A 1,915-nucleotide genomic window follows, 5' to 3' on the forward strand; every position below is an offset into this window, starting at 1 on the left:
ACGAGCCAAAATGCGAAAAAAACCGCAAAGGCTCAAACATAAACTCGAAGAGATCGCCGCATATACGGGCGCCGCGCCCCTGCGCATCCCGCCATTCGACACGGCGCGAGAGATCGGAGCGAGGATCGGTCGCGTCGCAATGCGGACGCCCCGCGCCGCGCGGCTGATCGAGCGAAATCTCGACTGGGTCTTGCCGGGCGCCTCCGTAGCCGACCGCAAAGCGATCGCAGCGGGCGTCGGCGACAATTTCGGGCGCCTCATCGTCGAATACGCCCGCATGGCGGAGTTCGCTGGGCAAACCGGCGCGCGGCGCGCCCCGCACGTCGACGCGCTCCGCGCTGTGGTCGCGCAGGGCCGGGGAGCGATCATCGCGTCGGCGCATATCGGCAATTGGGAGGCTATCCGGCTGGCGGCGCGCGACGCCGGCGTCGAAGTCGGGATCATCTACCGCGCCTTCAACAATCCCTATTTCGACCGGGTCTCGATGACGCTGATCCGCGAGGCCGGCGCGCCAGTCCTGCACAAGGGCCGGAAGGGCCTGCGGGAGATGGTCGCGCATCTGCGCAAGGGCGGCGCGATGCTCGTCCTGGTCGATCAGCGCGCTACCGGCGGGGCGGCGCTGCCCTTTCTGGGGCGCGACGCGTTGACGGCCACGGCGATCGCGGGCATGGCGCGTAAGCTGGGCGCGCCGCTGCTGCCCGCCGTGGCGCTGCGCGACGCGACGGGACGTGGCTTCGACATCCGATTCGAGCCGGACATCACGCGCGAAAACGATCTCGAGACCATGCGCGCGCTCAACCACCGGATCTCTGACTGGGTGCGCGAGGCGCCGGGCCAGTGGTTCTGGCTGCATCAGCGCTGGCGCGCGCGCAGCGGCGCCGGCTTCCTCGGGGCCGACGAGCGCTGAGGCGGCTGCGGCGCGCCGTCCTGTTGCGGCGCCGCGGCGCGTCGCGTAACGCTGCCGGCGACGCAACGGGGCCGCCCCGCCGCGCGGGGGTCGTTTGCGCCCGGCGCGGGGGCGCGACAGGCCCGGCGCGCCGACGCGTTCGCGTCGGGCGCCAGCGCGCGGAAGGGGGCGGCGGTCGATGAACATCCACGAATATCAGGCGAAATCCATTCTGCGCGAGTTCGGAGCGCCAGTGTCGGATGGCGTTCCCGTGCTCGACGCCGCCGAGGCGCTCGACGCCGCGAAGGCGCTGCCGGGGCCGCTCTGGGTGGTCAAGGCGCAGATCCATGCCGGCGGGCGCGGCAAGGGCAAGTTCAAGGAGCCGGAAGCCGGCGAGAAGGGCGGCGTGCGGCTCGCGAAGTCGGCGGAGGAAGCGGCGGAGTTCGCGGGCCAGATGCTGGGGCGCACACTGGTCACGCACCAGACCGGCCCCGCCGGCAAGCAGGTCAACCGCATCTATGTCGAGGCCGGCTCGGACATCCAGCGCGAGCTTTATCTGTCGCTTCTGGTGGACCGCGGCACGAGCCGCGTCTCCTTCATCGCCTCCACCGAAGGCGGCATGGACATCGAGGAGGTCGCCGCCCATCGGCCCGAGAAGATCCTCACCTTCTCGGTCGATCCGGCGGCGGGGATTCAGCCCTTCCACGGTCGCAAGATCGCCTTCGCGCTGGGGCTCGAAGGCGCGCAGATCAAGCAATGCGTGCAGCTGATCTCGACGCTCTACGGTCTGTTCGTCGCGCGCGACTGCTCGCTGCTCGAAATCAACCCGCTGATCGTCGACGGCGACGGCAACCTGAAATGCCTCGACTGCAAGATGAGCTTCGACAGCAACGCGCTCTATCGCCAGCCCAAGGTGATGGCGATGCGCGACGAGACGGAAGAGGACGCCAAGGAACTCGAGGCGTCGAAATACGACCTGAACTACATCGCGCTCGACGGCGAGATCGGCTGCATGGTCAACGGTGCGGG

2 protein-coding genes are annotated in these 1,915 nt (G+C 69.3%); both read left to right on the top strand.

The features are described from left to right. Positions 1 to 10 precede the first annotated feature (10 nt). Positions 11 to 907 (top strand): lysophospholipid acyltransferase family protein, encoded by an 897-nt coding sequence (locus tag V7Q31_RS19015; protein ID WP_333835405.1) that lies wholly within the window; start codon positions 11 to 13, stop codon positions 905 to 907. 178 nt (positions 908 to 1,085) lie between these two features. Then, positions 1,086 to 1,915 (top strand): ADP-forming succinate--CoA ligase subunit beta (sucC, locus tag V7Q31_RS19020; protein ID WP_333835404.1); only part of this gene is annotated, 830 nt, incomplete at its 3' end.

This window comes from Rubrimonas sp. (genome assembly GCF_036788415.1).
Classification (GTDB): domain Bacteria; phylum Pseudomonadota; class Alphaproteobacteria; order Rhodobacterales; family Rhodobacteraceae; genus Rubrimonas.